Below are 19,720 nucleotides of genomic sequence, written 5' to 3' on the forward strand. Positions count from 1 at the left end.
AAACGGGAAAATAGAAATTCGTGATGGAAAACTTGAATTTTCGGGGAATAGTGGATGAATTTTTAGAATCGCTAATATGTACTTGGGATTGCAAATAATTCCTCATCATCGCAAATATCTTCTTGGGATCGCAAGTAATTCCTCATCATCGCAAATATCTTCTTATGATCGCAAGTAATTCCTCACAATCGCAAATATCCACTTCGGATCGCAAGTAATTTTCTTGAATCGCAAATATATTTTTAAAATAGCAAATAAATTTCTAGAATCGCAAAAATATCTTTAAAATAGCAAATACATTTCTAGAATCGCAAATAAATCTTTTTAATAGCAAAAATATCTCCACAATCGCAAGTAAAATTAACAATAACCTTCTGAAGCGAACATAAAACCATTGTTTCTACTAAAATCCCCCCTTTTCCATATAAAAAACCCTCCTTTGCTTTAAAAAGGAGGGTGGAAACTTAGTTATTTTCCTTCTTTTCTCGAAAAACAGTTTTCTGAAGGATGACATTTACTACCGACATGATGAGCGCGATGAAGAAGGCCATCCAGAATCCTTCGATTTCAAAGGAGGAACCGACCAATTCATCGGTGAACAGAAGCGTCAATGCATTGATTACTAGCAAGAACGCACCAATGGTCACAATCGTGATCGGCAGAGTTAATATGATTAAAATAGGCCTTACCAGCATATTTAGGATCGCTAATATGAAACTCGCGGCCAATGCCGCCCCAAAGCTTTCTATATAAAAGGAGTTTTCAAAATAGCCTGCCAGTGCGATAAACAAAATCGCATTAATTCCTATTCCTATAAGCCATCTCATCGCAATCATCCATTCTTATTTCACTTTTTTCAACGAAATCGAACCGGTCTTTGTATCTGCAAGAATCGTTGTATAGGTATCCAACGGTCTTGTAGATTTAAAACTAAACATTTTTTGAACGACTTCACTTTTATTTTCTACAACTGAAATATCGTCAACGTCTACTTGAAAGCCACCAAGATTGGACTTTAGTTCACCGCTTAATGCCCATGAAGCGGGTACCTTCACCTTGATGGAGCCTGTTGTTGCTTTGGCTACCACCACATCACTTTGGTCTCCAACCAGCTCACATTCAATATTACCGTTAAAGGATTGGAGGTCGAGCTTTTTAAAAGTACCATCCGCCCTGATAGCTCCATTTATCGTTTCCGCTTCCAAGTCTAGGATTTGACTGTGTTGAACGGAAATCTGCCCATTCGCTGTTTCCAGTTCTGCTTTTGACCCCTTAATGTTCGACACATCCACTTTTCCGTTTGCTGTTTTTGCTTTGAACGACGCCACCACAAGGTTTTCACTTGTAATCGGCCCGTTAAACATGCGAATGCGAATATGGTCAAAATCCGTAGAAGGCACGTATACCTTTGCCTGAACCTTCATCCATTTTTGTTGTGCTCCGAAACGTAGTTTATCCCCTTCCACCGAAAATAACACATCTTTGATAAAAAGGCTTTTCGCTTCCTCTGGTGATTCCACACGGTACACCTTTGCCTCACATTCGACGCGAACATCCGATTGATCCCACGGAATAAGGGCCACCGAGCCATTGGCCACGTCAATATCAATATCCTTTACTCTTACGTGGGTTTGTTGATAAATATGAGAAACATCTACCGATTGACCAAAATTCCAATCAAGATCAAAATCTTTAATCTTTTTAAACGCGACATCAACAAACTCTAGTATTTTTTCTTTGGCAGATTGAGCCTTTTGATAAGAAAAACCTGACGACTTTTTCCCTTCCTCAAAATTCACAACCGTTGAAAGCTCATTGTATAATTTTTGTTGCTTTTCTTCCATGGAGGTATTGGATTTTTCCAACTCTTCTAATAGCAGCAACGCTTCATCTACCTTAAGTTTTCCTTCCTCTACCATCTGTAAAATCCGTTTTCTCTCTTCTTTCATGTCTATACCCTCCCCAATGAACTAATAATCTTCATTTGCAAAGACTTTGATCGCTTTTACAAGATTCCAAATCGTAACGATGATGGCGATTAATCCAGTTAAAAGTGCGCCGACAATAATAGCCATCGGTGCTGTGTCTGTTAACTGGTTGGTCATATCTAGATAAACCGCTGAACCGACTAGAAACGGAACGGGAACAATTGGGATTAAATGCGACAAAAAGGCTTTCTTCGCATGCTGTTTGACATAAGAACTGGATGAAACCAAAAATACGACCAATGGAAAAATAAACCCAGCGAAAAAGATACTCAAGTAACTCATACCGGCCAAAACTTTATTCGTATTCATTTTCCTTCATCTCCTCTGCTCATATGTACGTTCTTAATAAATAAAAGTTTCATGAATTTTGAGGAGATGGATACAAAAAGGAGCAATTCCCTATTCGGAACTGCTCCCGCCCTTAAGCGTTAGTTACTTGCTCTTCCTTTTGTTGAATTTGCTTCTTCATTCGCTCACGATCGCGGTCGAGAATCGGTTTTAAGTATTTTCCTGTATACGATATTGGTACCTCTGATACTTGTTCTGGGGTTCCCATAGCAATAATGGTACCTCCCTTATCGCCACCCTCTGGTCCGAGGTCGATGACATAGTCAGCCGCTTTAATGACATCGAGATTATGCTCAATGACTAACACCGTATCTCCGTTTTCCACTAGGCGCTGTAGGACAACCAGTAATCGTGAAATATCATCCACGTGTAACCCTGTGGTCGGCTCATCGAGAATATAGAACGAGCGACCAGTGGAACGGCGATGAAGCTCAGACGCAAGCTTTACTCTCTGCGCTTCCCCACCAGATAAAGTTGTGGCAGGTTGACCGAGTGTAATGTAACCAAGACCCACATCGTAGATAGTCTGAAGTTTCCTCTTAATTTTCGGGATATTTTCGAAATAAACGAGTGCATCCTCCACCGTCATATCTAGTACATCCGAAATATTCTTGCCTTTATATTTTACTTCTAGCGTTTCACGATTGTAGCGTTTGCCGTGACACACTTCACAAGGGACGTAAACATCCGGCAAAAAGTGCATTTCGATTTTAATAATTCCGTCTCCACGGCACGCCTCACAACGGCCACCTTTGACGTTAAAGCTAAAGCGACCTTTTTTATAGCCTCGAACCTTCGCTTCATTGGTTGCTGCAAACACATCACGAATATCGTCGAACACCCCTGTGTAAGTCGCTGGGTTCGATCTTGGAGTTCGGCCAATCGGTGATTGATCGATATCAATGACCTTATCCAGGTGCTCAATCCCTTTGAGTTCTCGATGCTGTCCAGGCTTTGTTTTTGCACGATTTAGCTTTTGAGCTAATGACTTATGAAGAATTTCATTGATTAATGTACTTTTTCCTGAACCGGAAACACCGGTTACTGCGATGAACATGCCAAGCGGGAATTTTACGTTCACATTGTTTAAGTTGTTTTCCTTGGCACCCTTAATCTCGACGAATCGACCATCACTTTTTCTCCGCTCAATCGGTAGCGGAATAAATTTCTTACCTGCTAAATACTGGCCGGTTAGCGAGTTTGGATCGTCCATTACTTCCTGCGGTGTTCCTGCAGAAACAATTTGTCCTCCATGAACTCCTGCCCCTGGACCAACATCAATTAAGTAGTCCGCAGCAAGCATCGTATCTTCATCATGCTCAACAACGATTAAGGTGTTTCCGATATCACGCATATTTTTCAACGTTTCAATCAGGCGATCATTGTCACGTTGGTGAAGACCAATGGAAGGCTCATCTAGAATGTACAACACTCCGGTTAATCTAGAACCAATTTGTGTGGCTAAGCGAATCCGTTGTGCCTCTCCACCAGATAGAGTTCCCGCCGCACGGTTCAATGTTAAATAATCAAGTCCGACATTGATTAAGAAACCAAGACGCTCTTTAATTTCACGAAGAATTAAGTTTGCAATTTTTGTTTCTTTTTCCGTTAAATCGAGATGATCAAAGAAATGATGAGCTTCTTGAATCGAGAAGGACGTCACTTTACCAATATGATGATTGTTGATTAGCACCGCTAATGTTTCCTTCTTCAGGCGGTCCCCTTTACAAGTCGGACAGTGATGCTGAGCCATGTACTTTTCCATTTGCTCACGAATAAAATCTGAGCTTGTCTCCTTGTAACGGCGCTCCACATTTCGAATTACACCTTCGAATTGGATATAGCCTTCACGAATTTGACCGAAGTCATTTTCGTAACGGAAGTATATATCGTCTTCTTTGGATCCATATAGCACTTTTTCAAACAACTGCTTTGGAATATCCTTCACAGGAATATCCATATCAATTCCAAAGTGGTTACATACTGCTTCTAATAGCTGCGGATAGTACTGAGAGCTTGTCGGCTCCCACGGTGCGATGGCATGCTGTTTTAAAGATAACTCTTTATTCGGAACAACAAGGTCCACATCCACTTCCAGCTTTGATCCTAATCCATCACAGTCGGGACATGCACCGAACGGACTGTTAAAGGAGAACATACGAGGTTCAAGCTCCGTGATTGAAAAGCCACATAATGGACAGGCATGGTGTTCGCTAAATAGCAGCTCCTCTTCGCCGATGACATCAATAATCACTTTTCCTTCACCAAGACCAAGAGCGGTTTCAAGGGAATCTGCAAGACGGGCAGTGACCCCCTCCTTGACAACAATCCGGTCAACTACCACTTCAATCGTATGCTTTTTATTTTTCTCCAGCTCAATTTCGTCTGAAAGATCGAGCATTTCTCCGTCCACACGTACACGAACAAAGCCTTGCTTTTTAATATCTTCAAAAACCTTTACATGAGTACCTTTACGACCCGAAACAATTGGGGCAAGCACTTGAAGCTTTGTTCGTTCAGGATACTCCATAATTCGGTCGACCATTTGCTCGATCGTTTGTGAGCTAATTTCAATCCCGTGATTCGGACAGGTCGGTCTGCCCACTCTTGCATATAATAAACGTAAATAATCATAAATCTCCGTTACCGTTCCGACGGTCGATCGAGGGTTACGACTGGTTGTCTTCTGGTCAATCGAAATAGCGGGTGATAGTCCTTCAATCATATCAACATCAGGCTTATCCATTTGTCCTAAAAACTGTCTTGCGTACGCTGATAGTGATTCTACATACCGCCTTTGCCCCTCTGCATAAATGGTATCAAATGCAAGTGAGGATTTCCCTGAGCCTGAAAGTCCTGTCAGTACGACGAGCTTATCTCGCGGAATGGTCACATCGATATCTTTTAAATTATGAGCTCTAGCCCCTTTAACTATGAGCTTTTCCATTGCCATTGGTTCGTCATCCTTCCGCTTTCAACTCTAATATTAAATCGCGAAGCTCTGCTGCTCTCTCGAAGTTTAGCGCCTTCGCAGCTTCTTTCATTTCCTTCTCCATATTTTCAATCAGCTTATCACGCTCTTTTTTCGTAAGCTTTGTAAGCTTTTCCGTTGTCTTATATTCTGCTTCATCCTCTGCCGCATGCGTTGCACGAATGGCATCTCGAATATCTTTTTGAATCGTCATCGGTGTGATGCCGTGCTTTTCATTGTATTCTTCCTGGATGGCACGACGACGTTTCGTTTCTGAGATTGCAAGCTCCATTGAATTGGTCATTCGATCCGCATACATAACCACATGACCGCGGGAATTACGCGCCGCACGACCAATGGTTTGAATCAATGAACGTTCTGAACGAAGGAAGCCTTCCTTGTCCGCATCTAAAATCGCTACTAACGAAACCTCAGGAATATCCAGTCCTTCTCTTAACAGGTTAATCCCTATGAGAACATCATATTTTCCTAGTCGCAGCTCACGAATGATTTCTATTCTTTCAAGTGTTTTTACCTCAGAGTGTAGATATTGTACCTTGATGCCGATTTCTTTCAAGTAATCTGTTAAATCCTCGGACATCTTTTTCGTTAATGTCGTCACAAGAATACGTTCATTTCTCTTGATTCGTTCGTGAATTTCGCCGATGAGGTCATCAATTTGCCCTTCGATCGGACGAACATCAATCGTTGGATCAAGCAATCCTGTTGGACGAATGATTTGTTGAACCATTTCTGGCGTGTGTTCGAGTTCATAAGGTCCCGGCGTTGCCGAAACAAACACAATTTGATTGATCTTTTCCTCAAATTCAGTAAACGTTAATGGTCGGTTATCCTTTGCTGAAGGCAGGCGGAAGCCATGATCCACGAGAACCTGCTTACGTGCTTGGTCCCCGTTGAACATCCCACGTATTTGAGGCAACGTTACATGCGACTCATCGACGACAATCAAGAAGTCTTCTGGAAAATAATCGATCAATGTATACGGAGTTGACCCAGGTGGTCTTAGAGTTAGATGTCGGGAGTAGTTCTCAATTCCCGAACAGAAGCCCATCTCGCGCATCATTTCTAAATCGTAACGTGTTCGTTGTTCTAATCGCTGTGCCTCAAGAAGCTTTCCGTTTTCCCGCATGTCCGCAAGACATCCTTCGAGCTCCTTTTCGATATTTTCAATGGCAACAAGCAGCTTTTCTTCACGTGTAACGAAGTGGGAAGCTGGGAAAATAGCAACATGTTCTCTTTCTCCAAGAATCTCCCCTGTTAATGCATCGACCTCTCGAATGCGATCAATTTCATCACCAAATAGCTCCACACGCAAGCAATGCTCATCACGTGAAGCCGGGAAAATCTCGACCACATCGCCACGAACACGGAACGTTCCGCGCTGAAAGTTAATATCATTCCTTTCATATTGAATATCTACTAAGCGATGCAAGAGTTGATTTCGCTCAATTTCCATCCCTGTTCTTAGTGACAGCACAAGATCTCGATATTCCTCAGGAGAACCGAGACCGTAAATGCATGAAACACTTGCAATGATAATGACATCTTTTCTTTCAAACAAAGAGGATGTAGCTGAGTGACGAAGCTTATCAATTTCGTCATTGATGCTAGCATCTTTCTCAATAAACGTATCCGTTGAAGGAACATACGCTTCTGGCTGATAGTAATCGTAATAGCTAACAAAATACTCAACGGCATTATTCGGAAAAAACTCCTTAAACTCACTATAAAGCTGACCAGCAAGCGTTTTATTGTGAGCGATCACAAGTGTCGGCTTATTCACTTCTTTAATGACATTGGAGATCGTGAATGTTTTTCCAGTCCCTGTTGCTCCGAGCAACGTTTGACGTTTTTCACCGTTATGTATTCCATCAGCAATCCTTTGAATTGCTGCAGGCTGATCTCCTTGTGGTGAGTATTTAGAGACTAATTCAAATTGGTCCTTCACAAGTACTCCTCCTATTAAAAGTATCAATTAGAATTTCATCTATAGTAACTAGCTGCGACGGACCTAGCTGAGCAAAAAACCTATATTTTCATATTAATCATTCTACCACAAATAAGGGAAAACAAACCAACAATATACGAACAAATATTCGATGTTTTTTCTTTTAGCGATGAAGTCTGTCAGTCCTAGTCGAAAAAAGGTCAATCAAACGTTTGATTGAAGTGACCCAAACACCCTCTATAAGTAAAAAGCACATAAAAAAACTTGTCGAAAATTTCATCGACAAGCTTTCTACCTACGATCGCTTTTTTGCCCTCTCTCGAACCAATTTCGAGTACGCAAACCCAACCGTTAATGACAATGCATCCACAATAATGAGCGATAAGGAATCGGTATAACCCTTATAAACCGATGCAGCAATTAGTGCAACTGTAAGCAATAAACCAATCACATGGCTGTATGTAACTCTTGTGAAAAAAATAACGAGAGCACCAGGGATAAAAAGACCCAATACATACTTCATCTCGTTCAACCCCTCTTTGTTACCACTTATATTTCTAGAATATATGGTCAACTCCTGTTGCACAAGTATTTCACTTAAGGAAAGTGCATACTAAGAAAAAAATGAAAGGAGCATGACGAATATGGCTAGAAAAAGACGTCCGTTAATCCCGGAGGCTAGAGAGGCATTAGATTCGTTAAAAGCAGATGTCATGAAACAGAAAGGATATGTGGTGTCTAAGGACAACCCAGACCAGGTTAAATACGAAGTGGCAGCGGATATGCATATTCCACTAAGTAGAGGCAATAACGGAAATCTCACCTCCCATCAAGCAGGAAAGATCGGTGGTCAAATCGGTGGAAGCATGGTGAAAGAAATGGTCCGACTAGCACAAGAAAGAATGAGAAATCAATCGTCAGAATAGAAAAGTGCAAGCTCCTATTAGTACGAATAATTTCAAATTCAAATAGAAGCAGTTAATATTTTTGTAAGGACGAACACATAAAAAATGCCTCTAAACCTAGAGGCATTTTTAGCTAGCAGTACCGTATTTAGATAAAATATCTTCATAATTAGAACGCTCGACTGGAGGTGAGTAGAAATAACCTTGAACCTCGAAACAATTCATGTTTTGCAGGAAACCGATTTGATTCGACGTTTCCACGCCTTCCGCAATTACCTTTAGATTTAGGTTGTGAGACATTGAAATGATAGCAGAAATGATTTCTTTATTGCTTTCATAATCAGCGATGAAGGATTGGTCAATTTTCAAACGATCAACAGATAGCTTTTGCAAATAACTTAAGGAGCTATACCCTGTACCAAAATCATCGACACTGATCTCAATCCCGACTTCTCTTAGCGCAAGCAGGTTTCGATTGACTCGTTCCTCCCCACGCATAATAACACTTTCGGTAATTTCAATCTCTATATCACTACCAACAATTTCATAGGTGGCTAGATTTTTAATGATAAAATCGACAAAGTCTTCTTGGTAAAAATGAATGACGGAAATATTTATAGAAGTTCTTGGCACCGGCATACCTTTCCGCTTCCACTCCCCAATCGTCTCAAATACTTCTGTAATCACAAATCTTTCGAGATCAATAATTAAATTGCTCTCTTCAGCGATAGGAATAAACTTACTTGGTGGAATAAATCCGTTCTCTTCATGTTTCCAACGAATAAGTGCCTCGGACCCAACCAATTGGTTTGAACCTGTATCAAATTTCGGTTGGTAATACACCGTTAGCTTGCGATTCGCAATATCTCTGCGAAGATCACTTTCTATCTTAATTTTATTTAGTGATTGCTCCTTCATCGTAGCTTCATACACCACATATCGATTTGACCCTTGATTTTTCGCTCGATACATCGCAAGATCTGCTGCCTTTAATAATTCCAAAATCGACTCTCCATCTTTTGGAAAATAAGCAACACCGATGCTCGCTGTAAGTAAAAAGTCAAAGCCATCGAGTACGATGGGGGTACGAAAACCTTTGATAATTTTTTGAGCAATCTCATCATAGTCTGCTGGATGAGGTAGTAAAGCTGCAAACTCATCTCCCCCAAGCCTTGCAATCGTACAATTTTCAGGCATAAGCTCCTCAAGTTTTTTCCCGGTTTCTTGAAGAATTTTATCACCGAAAAAATGACCAAAAGTATCATTTATCCGTTTAAAACGATCAAAATCAATATAAAAAAGATAAAAAGGTTTATTTTCACCAATCGCCTCTGCTGCCACTTTTTCAAGCTTCCGTTTATTCGGTAAGTTGGTTAAATCATCGTGATAAGCAAGGTAGCGAATCGTCTCCTCCGCATGCGTCTTCTCCGTAATATCACGGACAATTCCATAGACCCCAATCAGTTCTTCTTTCACAATGATTCGAACAGGCGTAATTCTAACATCAATAAAAAAACCATCTCGATGTCGAAGTTTTACTTCTACCGATTGTATTTCTTCTTGAAGGACACTTTGTAGATAGCGATTGATTTCCTCTTCGTCGTAGATTAATAGCTCTTTGAAATGCATACCCTTAATCGCTTTTTGATCATAGCCCGTAAGCTTAAAGGCTTCCTTATTCGCATGCATGATGTTCCCTGACAAATTTACGGCAAATACAGCATCAGGATTATGATTAAATAGCGATAAGTACGATTGAATGTTACGCATCAATAAACGTTCGCCAAACAGGTCAGGAACAAGCATTAAGGCAAGATTCGTAATGACACTATATGTAAAAGGCAAAAGCATGACCAATGGTTTTGTATTACCCGCACCAATTTCTTCAAGATTCAGCATGGATACAACGACCATAAAAGGAATTCCCGCAAAAGCAGCTCCACCAAGAATACTGCCAACAAGCTTCCATCTAGACAGAAATTGATAAATATCCGAATTCGTTATTTGAATTAGGAACCGAAGCAAGGAGAACATCGTTGCTAATGTGAGAAATGCAGTCATGATCGCAAGCATCGGCTTTATATCAAGATGGTCCGAGTAAAGAAGATAAAAGCCAAGACCAAGTGTACCTAAAATACAAAGCGTAATGAACAGGCCTGCAAATAGGTATTGAATCGAACTATTTAGTCGCTGCTTCGTTACCCCAAGAGCAATATAAGATCCGATAAAACAGAAATAAAAGCTTAATTGAAAGTATAAATTGATATTCCCTGTAGAGTACGGTAATTCAATTGAAAAACAAACCAATAACAATGCTAACCAAAAAGTAAAGCCTAGCATTAACGAGTATAATAATCTTCTCGTAAACGTATAATTTTCTAGCTTCAACCGACGACAAAATTCTGCCCCTAATGTACAGCATATTATCGAAATGAAGATAGCAATCAACACATCGCTTAAATTGAACACATAAAATGTGGCAGACCCAAGCAAAGTAACCCCTCATCCCAGAGCAAAATTCAGTAGACTGCCCTTTTCCTACCTACTGTGGACTCCATTTTACCACGATTCGACAGTAATATCCTACTATTTTCGCAGGTTAAAAGGATTATTTATTCGACCAGCGAATGAAAGACCCACCTTTTTAGAGGAGGGTCTTTGCCTTGTTTTCATGATTCTCAAAGTCGAGATAGTTTAGAAAATAAATGCGTCGATTGCGTATGCTCCAGGACCTGTTAATGCAACACCAATGGCTACGACTAATAATGTTAGGTTGTATTCATATCCATTTGCTGTTGACCATAACCCATTGGCAGCATGAACTTTTACAATTGCCATGACCATAGTTGCAGCAATAAGTAGACCTGCAAGTGGAGTTAAGAATCCAGCAGCAAAGAATAATCCTCCCACCAACTCAGCTAATCCAGCAAGAAGAGCCATTGTTACACCTGGCTTTAATCCAAGCGACTCCATCCAGCCACCTGTTCCTTTCAATCCGTAACCGCCGAACCATCCAAATAATTTTTGTGCACCATGACCAATGAATAATAACCCGATAACCACACGAATCAATAATAATCCTAAATCTAACATCTTGTAATTCCTCCTAGTTGTTTGTTAATTTGATAGTTCTACTACTTTCTTCTTCGTTTTTCTTAGTACATCTATTAAACTGTTTACCTCATGACGATCTAATGAAGCAAACATGGAATCAATTAGTACTTGATGCTCTGGAATTAGGGAATCCATTAATATTCTCCCTTTATCCGATAAAGAAATATGAATGGCTCGTCGATCTCCTGGACAAATATTTCGCTCTAAAAAACCCTTTTGTACCAGCTTATCAACTACATACGTCATCGAACCGCTAGCAACAAGAATGCTGCTCCCCACTTGATGAATCGTCTGAGTCCCTTTATGGTAAAGAACTTCAAGAACTGAAAACTCTGTCACGCTTAGATCATGTTTTGTCACATTTGCCTTTATACATTCTTGAATCGCCTTTGTTGTTTGCATGAGGAGCAGAAAAGGTTCATTAGAACAAATCTTATCCATATGCTCACCCCCTTGCCTCTTTATCTTTGATTCAAATATCTTGAATATGAGATAATAATATTACGAATTCGAGATATTGTCAATGGGTGTTTGTAGAGTTTTTTTATGAATTTCGTTAATACAAAAAACACCAAGCATTTTTAAATGCTTGATGTTCATTTCACAATTAACACCGGACAGTTTGCTCGTTTTGCTACTTTATGACTCACACTTCCGAGTACAAATTCCTGTAAGCCGCTTAATCCTCTGCTGCCAATCACGATAATATCCGCGTGATGATTGTTTGCATATTCAACAATCGCAGGGCCCGGATCACCTTGAAGAATCGTGACCTTGTAGGATACCTCATACGTTCTGGCCATTTTTTCGACTTCTCTTATTCGTTCCTTACGCTTTCCGTCTAAATCTGCTGAGTTCCAATGGCTCAGTACTTCTGATTTCACTTTATCAGCATCAACGACAAAGACAATCTCTACTAAAGACCCTGGAGTGCATTTCGCAATATGCATGGCGTTTTCTGCTGCTCTTTTCGCATGATCCGATCCGTCGGTGGCAAGGATGATATTTTTATACAATGGATGACCTCCTTCTTTTTAAAACAGTCTAATATGTTAATTATGCGTGAAATGCATCATTATCGCAGTGATGTTCCTCACCGCACCCTCTCCTATATTCACATATGAGTCATTCAAAAAAGAGAGACATATTCCCATGTACAAGCCCATATATTTTAAGGTAGAATATAAAACGTAATTGTTACGGTTTAACCAATACATAGGAGGGACATATGAATCGAATTGTTCGAACGAACTTGTTTGATATTACTGGATTGACTTTATTAGCAGCTGCTTTTCTTTTACTATCATTAAAATTAGACGTTGGGGACGTTCTTCCCTCTTCCTTTTTAAATCTTAATACCATTTTTCTAAGTATATTAATAGAAGCTTTTCCCTTTGTGCTTATTGGTGTTTTGATTGCAGGTGTGATTCAAATTTTTGTAACAGAAGAACATATTCAGCGGTGGATTCCTCAAAGCAGGACGAAGGCCATTATCATGAGTTGTGTAGTCGGTGCATTGTTTCCTGCCTGCGAATGTGGAATTGTACCGATTGTTAGACGACTTGTATCAAAAGGGGTTCCTCTCTATGCAGCCATTGGTTTTATGCTGACTGGACCACTTATTAACCCGATCGTGATTGCATCCACGTATATGGCTTTTGGAAATAATGGGGCCATTGCTGGGTGGAGAATGGGACTTGGATTTGCGGTTGCTCTCATTGTTGCGTTTCTAGTGAGCTTTTTCTTTAGAGGACATCAATTCAAGCAGGCTTTGGTCAGCACACAAACCCTTTTAGCAAGTAGAAAAAAAGAACCTTTTACGAAGCGTTTCTTCTCGATGCTTACCCACTCCATTGATGAATTTTTCGATATGGCGAAGTTTTTAATTTTTGGAGCATTTCTTGCTGCCGCTGTTCAAACGTATATGCCAGCAAAATCCCTATTAGAAGCAGGAGATGGTCCTTTTTCCTCCATCGCTGTCATGATGGGTCTTGCTTATGTACTATCCCTTTGTTCGGAAGCAGATGCTTTTATCGGCTCATCCTTTAATAGCATTTTTCCAACACCATCTGTCCTAGCCTTTCTTATTTTCGGACCGATGATCGATTTAAAAAACACGCTTATGATGCTAAGTGTGTTTCGTGCAAAATTTGTGTTTAGTGTACTGTTCTTTGTTGCAACGACTGTGTTTCTATCCATTGTGCTCGTGCAGAGCTTTTTATAAGGAGGGATTATAGGTGGTCTTCCAAGCCCAACAAGCTGTACGTGCAGCCATATTGCTTTTTTTCACGATATTAATTTTCAAATTTCACTATACGGGTGAGATTACAAAATTTATTAATCCGAAATACATCGGACTCAGTCAGATTGCGTCTGTTCTGTTCCTTATTTTGTTCTTCATCCAGATTACGCGAATTTGGGAGAAAAAGACTCATCACCATCATCATGACCATGAGTGCAACCATAATCACGACTGCGATCATAACCATGACCATGGAAATACACCGATGACACTAAAAAAAGTGGTCTCGTACGTCATTATTGCCTTTCCTCTCGTTACTGGTTTTACCATACCAGCAAAAGTGCTCGATTCCTCTATCGCAGAGAAAAAAGGGGGAATGGCGGTGATTACAGGTAAAAGTGAAAAACCTTCAACCGATGAGTCAACAAATGAAGAAGTAACTCAACCATCCGATACGGAGGTACTTCCGAATCCGTATGGAGAAATCACTCAGGATGAGATGAATTCTCTTGTGCAAAAACTAAAGCAAAGTGATCCAATTGACATGGATGATTATGTATATTATTTAAACTATGAAGAAATTAGTAAGGACGTAGCATCTTATAAAGGAAAAGAAATTACCTTAAAGGGGTTCGTTTATAAAGAGGATGGGTTTCAATCGGATCAGCTCGTTATCTCCCGTTTCTTGATCACTCACTGTGTGGCTGATGCAAGCATTATCGGTTTTTTAACACAATTTGATGAGGCAGCTACTCTTGAAAAAGACACATGGGTAGAAGCCACTGGTGTACTCGATGTGACGACTTACAATGGTACAGAGATGCCTTTGATCAAAATTACCGACTGGAAAACGATTGAGGAACCATCCGAACCATATCTATTTCCGTTAAATGTGAGGATTTTATAAATGAAAGGTTGATTGGAATGCCCTCACTTCACTGTTATTCCTAACGTAATAAAGGCTCGTTCATGCATTCCAATCAACCATGTAATAAACAAGAGGGGAGAATGGCATCGATTAGTCATTCTCCCCTCCTTTTATATTATTCATCTTTTTCATCATAGGCGATTAACACGATATTTTCGTTTGTTTCCTTCCGCAATTCCTTCTCAAGTGAGGTAATTTTGTCTAATTGACCTTTATCTAGATTGGCTACAGGGAAATTTTCATACACACTCATCTAAGTACCCCTTTCTATGGTGATAATTAGATTTTTTCCATGTGGGATCTCAATTATGCAATTAGCGGTTCACCACTCGTTGAATATGAATAATCAAGTATAATTTCTCGTTATTCGTAAGGCTGTAGTCAAATTGATTTTCGATATATTCATTAATCTTCTCCGTACATTCAAAAGCTGCTTTATGCTTCTCACGCACCGTTTCGAATAAGAACGGGTCGTCATCTTCGATATATGTTTTACTATATAGTCGTTGGGCAAAAAACTTTAAATGCGTAATAAATCGAAAATAATTTAATGATTCCTCGTCGAAGTCCATTTTAAAATGATATTTAACAATATTTAAAATATCCTGCATGACTTTAGTTATATTGGCGACATTCGGCATTTCCTGATTAAGCTCAGCATTGACGATATGCATTGCGATAAAGCTTGCTTCATCTTCTGGTAAAAGGACCCCGAGTTTCTCCTGAATGATCTTCAAGGATTCCATACCAATGACAAATTCTTGCTTATAAAATCTCTTGATTTCCCATAAAAGAGCATTTTTAATGTCGTACCCTTTTTGATTACGCTCGACCGCAAAGTGAATATGATCGGTTAAAGAAATATAGATGCTATCGTTTAGGTTTCTACCTAATCTACTTTTGGCAATCTTGATAATATCCTCGGTTACTTCCATATATTCAATCGGAACTTCATATAAAAGAGTTTTAAATTTCTCTGACATATCATTATTTTTGAGAGCAAAAATCTTCTCAATCTTGTCTTCGTCTACAGAATCTCCTGGCTTTTTTTGAAAGGCCAGTCCTCTTCCCATAACCACTAACTCTTCGTTTTTTTCATTAAACGCACTGATGACGTTGTTATTGTATACTTTGGCTATTTTCATTTGACCACCTATAAGTTTATTATGGTTCTCTTACTATTATTATAATGGAAATAGTGAGCGTTATAAAATCTTTTAGACATTCAAAAGAAGGAAAGCTAATTACAAGCTTTCCCACTTTTATCCAACTTATAGTTTTTCCCCGTTTGAAGCAATAACTTCTTTGTACCAGTCAAAGCTCTTCTTCTTAGAACGCTTCAATGTTCCATTTCCTTCATTGTCCTTGTCAACATAAATATAGCCATAGCGTTTTTTCATTTCACCCGTTGATGCACTAACAAGGTCGATTGGGCCCCAGCTCGTATATCCAAGGATTTCTACGCCGTCTTCAATCGCTTCAGACATTTCAGACACATGCTTGCGTAAGTATTCAATGCGGTAATCGTCGTTCACTTCACCGTTTTCGTTTGGAACGTCAACCGCACCTAGTCCATTTTCTACAACGAAAAGAGGTTTTTGATAACGATCGTATAATTGATTCGCAGTAATACGGAAGCCCTTCGGATCAATCGTCCATCCCCATTCGGACTTCTCTAAATATGGATTTTCAATGGAACCAAATACATTTCCAGCTGTAGTCTTGTTGATTTCTGGATCTGTACTTGTCGTACGACTCGCATAGTAACTAAAGCCGAGATAATCTACTGTATGGTTCTTAAGAAGCTCTTCATCTCCTACTTCCATCACAATGTTCAGATTATTGTCTCTAAAGAATCTCTTCGCATATCCAGGATATTGGCCGCGAGATTGAACATCGATAAAGAAGAATGAATCACGATCCTTTTCCATTGCATCAAATACATCATCTGGATTACAAGAATATGGATACGTTTGACCAGCTGCTAGCATACAGCCAATTTTCATATCTGGATTGATTTCATGACCCGCTTTTACAGCCAAAGCACTGGCAACCAATTGATGGTGTGCTGCTTGGTACTTTACTTGCTTCTTATCTTCGCCTTCTTCAAATACAAGACCAGCTCCAACGAATGGCAAGTGTAAAAGCATATTGATTTCGTTAAATGTCATCCAATACTTTACTTTATCTTTATATCGTTTGAAAAGAGTGGTCGCATAGTTTTCAAAGAAAGTAACAAGCTTACGGTTTCTCCAGCTGCCGTAATTTTTCACCAAGTTCACTGGTACGTCAAAGTGAGCAATCGTTACAACTGGCTCGATGCCATACTTTAATAATTCATCAAATACATTGTCGTAAAATTTTAGTCCTGCTTCGTTTGGTTCTGCATCGTCTCCATTGGGAAAAATTCTCGCCCAAGAGATCGATAAACGTAATGCTTTAAAGCCCATTTCTGCAAATAGCGCGATATCCTCTTTATAACGATTGTAAAAATCAATCGCTTCATGCGAAGGATAAAATTCGCCTTCAAGTGGTTCATAAGATGGCAAATTACCGAGCAAGATCTCCCAACGTAATTTTCCGGTTGGCATTAAATCAACAGTTGTTAAACCCTTTCCATCTGCTAAATACGCACCTTCTGCTTGGTTTGCGGCAATCGCGCCACCCCATAAAAATCCTTTAGGAAATGCCATAAATATCCTCCCTTTTTTAAAACAGCAGGAAGAAAGGAAACGTATTTTCCTTTCTCCTACATGTTGATTACTTACTATCTAGTGTAAATAATGGAGCACCCGTTTTCACTTGTTTTGAATCAGCAAGTTGTAAATGGAACTCTTTATGGTTTGTTACAACGATAGGAGTTGTTAACGGCTTACCAGCTTCTTTAATTTGCTCCATATCAAACTCAATTAGTAATTGACCTACTTTCACGTAATCACCTTGAGACACATGAGCCGTGAAAAATTTCCCTTCTAATTGAACCGTATCCATACCGATATGGATTAAAAGATCAGCACCTGCATCCGTAGTAATACCAATTGCATGCTTTGTTGGGAATAGTGCGGAAACTGTTCCAGCTACCGGAGCAACTAATTTCCCTTCACTTGGCTCAATTGCTACACCATGACCTAATGCACCAGATGAAAATGCTGCGTCTTTTACTTCTGATAAAGCGATAACTTCACCATTTAATGGACTAACTACTTCTTCATTTTGAACCTTTGTTGCTGCTACTTCACTTGCTGCTGACGTTGTTTCTTTAGAAGCTTGTTGTTCTTTGTTAATTCCACCGAATAATAATGTTAGAACTAAACCTGCGATGAATGCTACTACGATAGAAATGATTGCACCATAGAATCCGAAATCAATTCCTTCAGGGCTAATATAAGATGGAATTCCGAAAATCCCTAGACCACCAATAATGTAACCCGTTACTTTTGTAGCACCTGCAATAGCACCACCGATAGCTGCAGCGATACAGCTGATGATAAACGGTTTCTTTAATGGAAGTGTGATTCCGTAAATCGCTGGTTCAGTTACACCAAAGATACCTGAGATAAATGCTGGGATACTTAAAGATTTTAACTTTTGGTTCTTTGTTTTTAATAGGATTGCTAGTACTGCACCCGTTTGTGCAAATGATGCTGCAAATATTGTTGCAAGTATTGTGTCATAACCTAATGTAGCTAGATTGTTGAATGCAATTGGTACTAGACCCCAGTGTAGACCGAAGATAACGAATACTTGCCAGAATCCACCTAATAATAGACCTGCAACTAGTGGGCTCACGTTATATATTGCTAACGTTGCTTGCCCTAATAAGTTTCCTGCCCATGTTGCAACCGGACCGATAACAATAAATGTAAGTGGTACGATAATTAATAATGTTAACATTGGTACAACAAACGCTTTAATTACATCTGGAATAAATGTCTTTAACCATTTTTCTACTTTTGCTGCAAAGAAAGCTGAGATAATAATCGGAATAACTGATGAAGAATAAGACATTAAGATAACTGGAATACCTAAGAATGTAACGAAAATTGGTGATTCAAACATGGTACCTGCAAATAATGTATAAAGAGGCTCACCTGCTGTTAATGTAGACAGTGTTGGATAAACTAACGCTGCTCCAATTGCCATCCCTACAAATGGTGTTCCACCAAACTTCTTAATAGCTGTATAACCTAGGAAGATTGGGAGGAAGTAAAACAGTGCGTCACCTGTTGCATTTAATATTTGGTACGTTCCTGAAGTATTTTCTAACCATCCAAATGATACAAATAAGGCGTTTAATCCTTTAATCATCCCTGTTGCTGCTAATACACCAAGAATCGGAGTGAAAATACTTGAGATCATGTCAATAAAGCGACTAAATAGTGATCCCTTTGGACCTTCCTCTTCTTCTTCGACAGATGTTTGTGCCTGGAATCCACCAACAGTTGTCACTGCTTTGTACACATCTGGTACATGGTTTCCGATTACTACTTGATATTGTCCACCGCTTTTCATAACTGTTACAACATCATCCATATTTTTTAACACTTCTGTGTTTGCTTTGCTTTCATCTTTTAACTTAAAGCGTAGACGGGTAATACAGTGAACAACACTGGAAACGTTTTCTTTTCCGCCCACATTGGCAATAATATCTTTTGCTAATTGCTCGTATTTCATTTTTGACCCTTCCTTCTTTTATATGATATTTATTTTTCCAAATAAAAAACCTGAGCCAATTAGGAACACACACAGCTAGCAATAGCGTGTTCTAATCGGATCAGGTTATGCCCACTTAAGGTAACATTCCTTCAAGGAATTTATTAAGTTTTATTTGATACGTGTAATTTATCACGGGAATTTAGTAAGTGTCAACGCTTTCTTTTAAATTTTTTTAATATTTTTATAGATTGCCGACTTGTATCTTATATATATAAAAACGCAAAAAAACTCTAGAACTACTCCACCTAGAATGGAAATGTCACTTGTGATCCATTCTCTTCGCTGGTATTCCTTCGTAATAAAGGCTTGTTCATGAATCACAAGTGACAATTTAAAAATAACGTTTACAAAATTCTTGCTTCGACAAAATATTCATGTTATAGTTAACGCAATTAAACAAACAACCTTTTTAGGATTGTTACTGGTTATGCAGGCAAAACCTAAATCACGTAAACTATGAGACTATTGTGTCTTCTCTACGTGGTTTAGGTTTTTTATTTTGCCCCAGTGAAAGCGTAGCCATAAAAACATATATGGAG

Annotated in this window: 17 protein-coding genes; 3 read left to right on the forward strand and 14 right to left on the reverse strand. The window is 39.3% G+C overall.

All coding sequences use genetic code 11. The features are described from left to right. Positions 1–464: 464 nt before the first annotated feature. The 6 genes from ACRX5O_RS11900 to ACRX5O_RS11925 form a co-directional block, all read right to left on the reverse strand. Entirely contained in the window at positions 465–827 is a 363-nt protein-coding gene (locus ACRX5O_RS11900; protein WP_433906148.1) for a phage holin family protein, read from the reverse strand. Between the two features lie 15 nt (positions 828–842). Next, a complete protein-coding gene (locus ACRX5O_RS11905; protein WP_433906149.1) occupies positions 843–1,949 on the reverse strand; it encodes a DUF4097 family beta strand repeat-containing protein in 1,107 nt (368 codons plus the stop codon). 21 nt (positions 1,950–1,970) lie between these two features. Further along, a complete protein-coding gene (locus tag ACRX5O_RS11910) occupies positions 1,971–2,297 on the reverse strand; it encodes a magnetosome magnetite crystal formation protein family (RefSeq protein WP_433906150.1) in 327 nt (108 codons plus the stop codon). A 112-nt stretch (positions 2,298–2,409) separates the two neighbouring features. Beyond that, positions 2,410–5,289, reverse strand: a complete 2,880-nt coding sequence (gene uvrA / locus ACRX5O_RS11915; protein WP_433906151.1) for an excinuclease ABC subunit UvrA — start codon at positions 5,287–5,289, stop codon at positions 2,410–2,412. A gap of 7 nt (positions 5,290–5,296) precedes the next feature. Next, entirely contained in the window at positions 5,297–7,276 is a 1,980-nt protein-coding gene (gene uvrB / locus ACRX5O_RS11920) for an excinuclease ABC subunit UvrB (RefSeq protein WP_433906152.1), read from the reverse strand. Positions 7,277–7,571: 295 nt separating this feature from the next. Continuing rightward, positions 7,572–7,799, reverse strand: coding sequence for a CsbA family protein (locus tag ACRX5O_RS11925; protein ID WP_433906153.1), 228 nt, complete (start codon positions 7,797–7,799; stop codon positions 7,572–7,574). A gap of 121 nt (positions 7,800–7,920) precedes the next feature. On the opposite strand from ACRX5O_RS11925, the gene ACRX5O_RS11930 reads away from it, so the two are divergent. Next, a complete protein-coding gene (locus ACRX5O_RS11930) occupies positions 7,921–8,202 on the forward strand; it encodes an alpha/beta-type small acid-soluble spore protein (RefSeq protein ID WP_433906154.1) in 282 nt (93 codons plus the stop codon). Positions 8,203–8,310: 108 nt separating this feature from the next. On the opposite strand, the gene ACRX5O_RS11935 is transcribed toward ACRX5O_RS11930, so the two are convergent. The 4 genes from ACRX5O_RS11935 to ACRX5O_RS11950 all read right to left on the reverse strand — a co-directional run bounded on the left by ACRX5O_RS11935 (position 8,311) and on the right by ACRX5O_RS11950 (position 12,311). After that, complete coding sequence (locus ACRX5O_RS11935) at positions 8,311–10,674, reverse strand: sensor domain-containing protein (protein WP_433906155.1); 2,364 nt, start codon at positions 10,672–10,674, stop codon at positions 8,311–8,313. A gap of 201 nt (positions 10,675–10,875) precedes the next feature. Continuing rightward, positions 10,876–11,274, reverse strand: coding sequence for a DoxX family protein (locus ACRX5O_RS11940; RefSeq protein WP_160549629.1), 399 nt, complete (start codon positions 11,272–11,274; stop codon positions 10,876–10,878). A gap of 24 nt (positions 11,275–11,298) precedes the next feature. Continuing rightward, a complete protein-coding gene (locus ACRX5O_RS11945; RefSeq protein ID WP_433906156.1) occupies positions 11,299–11,736 on the reverse strand; it encodes a MarR family winged helix-turn-helix transcriptional regulator in 438 nt (145 codons plus the stop codon). A 155-nt stretch (positions 11,737–11,891) separates the two neighbouring features. After that, positions 11,892–12,311 (reverse strand): universal stress protein, encoded by a 420-nt coding sequence (locus ACRX5O_RS11950; protein WP_433906157.1) that lies wholly within the window; start codon positions 12,309–12,311, stop codon positions 11,892–11,894. A gap of 212 nt (positions 12,312–12,523) precedes the next feature. Here ACRX5O_RS11950 and ACRX5O_RS11955 point away from each other — a divergent pair, with 212 nt between their 5' ends. Both ACRX5O_RS11955 and ACRX5O_RS11960 read left to right on the forward strand, forming a co-directional pair. Further along, on the forward strand, positions 12,524–13,519 hold the full coding sequence (locus ACRX5O_RS11955) for a permease (protein ID WP_433906158.1): 996 nt from the start codon (positions 12,524–12,526) through the stop codon (positions 13,517–13,519). A gap of 13 nt (positions 13,520–13,532) precedes the next feature. After that, positions 13,533–14,444 carry a TIGR03943 family putative permease subunit gene (locus tag ACRX5O_RS11960; protein WP_433906159.1) on the forward strand — a complete coding sequence of 304 codons (912 nt, stop codon included), beginning with the start codon at positions 13,533–13,535 and terminating at the stop codon, positions 14,442–14,444. A 136-nt stretch (positions 14,445–14,580) separates the two neighbouring features. Here ACRX5O_RS11960 and ACRX5O_RS11965 read toward each other — a convergent pair whose 3' ends face one another. The 4 genes from ACRX5O_RS11965 to ACRX5O_RS11980 form a co-directional block, all read right to left on the reverse strand. Further along, positions 14,581–14,718 carry a hypothetical protein gene (locus ACRX5O_RS11965; protein ID WP_162927823.1) on the reverse strand — a complete coding sequence of 46 codons (138 nt, stop codon included), beginning with the start codon at positions 14,716–14,718 and terminating at the stop codon, positions 14,581–14,583. Between the two features lie 61 nt (positions 14,719–14,779). Continuing rightward, positions 14,780–15,610: a BglG family transcription antiterminator LicT gene (licT, locus tag ACRX5O_RS11970; protein ID WP_433906160.1), complete on the reverse strand. Its 831-nt coding sequence runs from the start codon at positions 15,608–15,610 to the stop codon at positions 14,780–14,782. Positions 15,611–15,736: 126 nt separating this feature from the next. Next, entirely contained in the window at positions 15,737–17,158 is a 1,422-nt protein-coding gene (locus ACRX5O_RS11975; RefSeq protein WP_433906161.1) for a 6-phospho-beta-glucosidase, read from the reverse strand. A 67-nt stretch (positions 17,159–17,225) separates the two neighbouring features. Then, positions 17,226–19,139: a beta-glucoside-specific PTS transporter subunit IIABC gene (locus tag ACRX5O_RS11980; RefSeq protein ID WP_433906162.1), complete on the reverse strand. Its 1,914-nt coding sequence runs from the start codon at positions 19,137–19,139 to the stop codon at positions 17,226–17,228. Between the last annotated feature and the right edge of the window lie 581 nt (positions 19,140–19,720).

Source organism: Robertmurraya mesotrionivorans, assembly GCF_050971805.1.
In the GTDB taxonomy this organism is placed as follows: Bacteria; Bacillota; Bacilli; order Bacillales; family Cytobacillaceae; genus Robertmurraya_A.